The sequence below is a fragment of the Streptomyces callyspongiae genome, assembly GCF_047200695.1.
Taxonomy (GTDB): Bacteria; Actinomycetota; Actinomycetes; order Streptomycetales; family Streptomycetaceae; genus Streptomyces.
On sequence record NZ_JBJZOM010000040.1, the window covers coordinates 1 to 2,005 of the forward strand.

The 2,005-nt window shown below is 58.6% G+C and carries 1 rRNA gene; it reads left to right on the forward strand.

Annotated features, from left to right (window positions below):
• Positions 1-279 precede the first annotated feature (279 nt).
• A 23S ribosomal RNA gene (locus ACL06G_RS21405) occupies positions 280-2,005 on the forward strand; the annotation flags it as partial.

A 2,005-nucleotide genomic window follows, 5' to 3' on the forward strand; every position in this document is an offset into this window, starting at 1 on the left:
GGTCCAGAGCCATTGCGCCGGCGCGTGTCCGGCGGTGGTTGCTCATGGGTGGAACGTTGACTATTCGGCATGGTTTCGGGCTTCGGTCCGGTGAGTACTGCCTCGTTGGGGGTGTGGAAAGCTGGTGGGGTTCGGGGTTGTGTCGGGCGCGTTGTTGGGTGTCTGAGGGTGCGGCCGTGTGGTTGTGCTTTCGGTGCCGGTCCCAGTGTTCCCGGGTTTTTCGGGGTGATGGGTGGCTGGTTGTTGTTTGAGAACTGCACAGTGGACGCGAGCATCTGTGGCCAAGTTTTTAAGGGCGCACGGTGGATGCCTTGGCACCAGGAACCGATGAAGGACGTGGGAGGCCGCGATAGGCCCCGGGGAGCTGTCAACCGAGCTGTGATCCGGGGGTGTCCGAATGGGGAAACCCGGCAGTCGTCATGGGCTGTCACCCGCACCTGAATGTATAGGGTGTGTGGAGGGAACGCGGGGAAGTGAAACATCTCAGTACCCGTAGGAAGAGAAAACAACCGTGATTCCGGGAGTAGTGGCGAGCGAAACTGGATGAGGCTAAACCGTATGTGTGTGATACCCGGCAGGGGTTGCGCATGCGGGGTCGTGGGAGTTCTCTTGGCTGTTCTGCCGGACAGTCGGCGAGTGAGAAACCGTTGGAATAGGCGAAGGGCATGCGAAAGGCCCGGCGTAGAGGGTAAGACCCCCGTAGCTGAAATTCTGGCGGCTCGTTTGAGGACCACCCAAGTAGCATGGGGCCCGAGAAATCCTGTGTGAATCTGGCGGGACCACCCGTTAAGCCTAAATATTCCCTGGTGACCGATAGCGGATAGTACCGTGAGGGAATGGTGAAAAGTACCGCGGGAGCGGAGTGAAAGAGTACCTGAAACCGTGTGCCTACAAGCCGTGGGAGCGTCGCGCAGTGAGCTTGCTTGCTGCGTCGTGACTGCGTGCCTTTTGAAGAATGAGCCTGCGAGTTTGCGGCATGTTGCGAGGTTAACCCGTGTGGGGGAGCCGTAGCGAAAGCGAGTCCGAAGAGGGCGTTGAGTAGCGTGTTCAAGACCCGAAGCGGAGTGATCTAGCCATGGGCAGGGTGAAGCGGAGGTAAGACTTCGTGGAGGCCCGAACCCACCAGGGTTGAAAACCTGGGGGATGACCTGTGGTTAGGGGTGAAAGGCCAATCAAACTCCGTGATAGCTGGTTCTCCCCGAAATGCATTTAGGTGCAGCGTCGTGTGTTTCTTGCCGGAGGTAGAGCACTGGATAGGCGATGGGCCCTACCGGGTTACTGACCTTAGCCAAACTCCGAATGCCGGTAAGTGAGAGCGCGGCAGTGAGACTGTGGGGGATAAGCTCCATGGTCGAGAGGGAAACAGCCCAGAGCATCGACTAAGGCCCCTAAGCGTGTGCTAAGTGGGAAAGGATGTGGAGTCGCAGAGACAACCAGGAGGTTGGCTTAGAAGCAGCCATCCTTGAAAGAGTGCGTAATAGCTCACTGGTCAAGTGATTCCGCGCCGACAATGTAGCGGGGCTCAAGTACACCGCCGAAGTCGTGTCACTCCAGTAGAAGACCTAACGGTTGCTGGGGTGGGTAGGGGAGCGTCGTGTGCCGGGTGAAGCAGCCGTGTAAGCGAGTTGTGGATGGTATGCGAGTGAGAATGCAGGCATGAGTAGCGATACGTACGTGAGAAACGTGCGCGCCGATTGACTAAGGGTTCCTGGGTCAAGCTGATCTGCCCAGGGTAAGTCGGGTCCTAAGGCGAGGCCGACAGGCGTAGTCGATGGATAACCGGTTGATATTCCGGTACCCGCTATGGAGCGCCAACGCTGAATCCAGTGATGCTAAGCCCGTGAAGCCGCCGGTTTCTCCCTTCGGGGGGTGCTGGTTTGGTGGAGCCGGTGACCCGAGCTGGTAGTAGGTGAGTGATGGGGTGACGCAGGAAGGTAGTCCATCCCGGGCGGTGGTTGTCCCGGGGTAAGGGTGTAGGACGCAAGGTAGGTAAATCCGTCTTGCT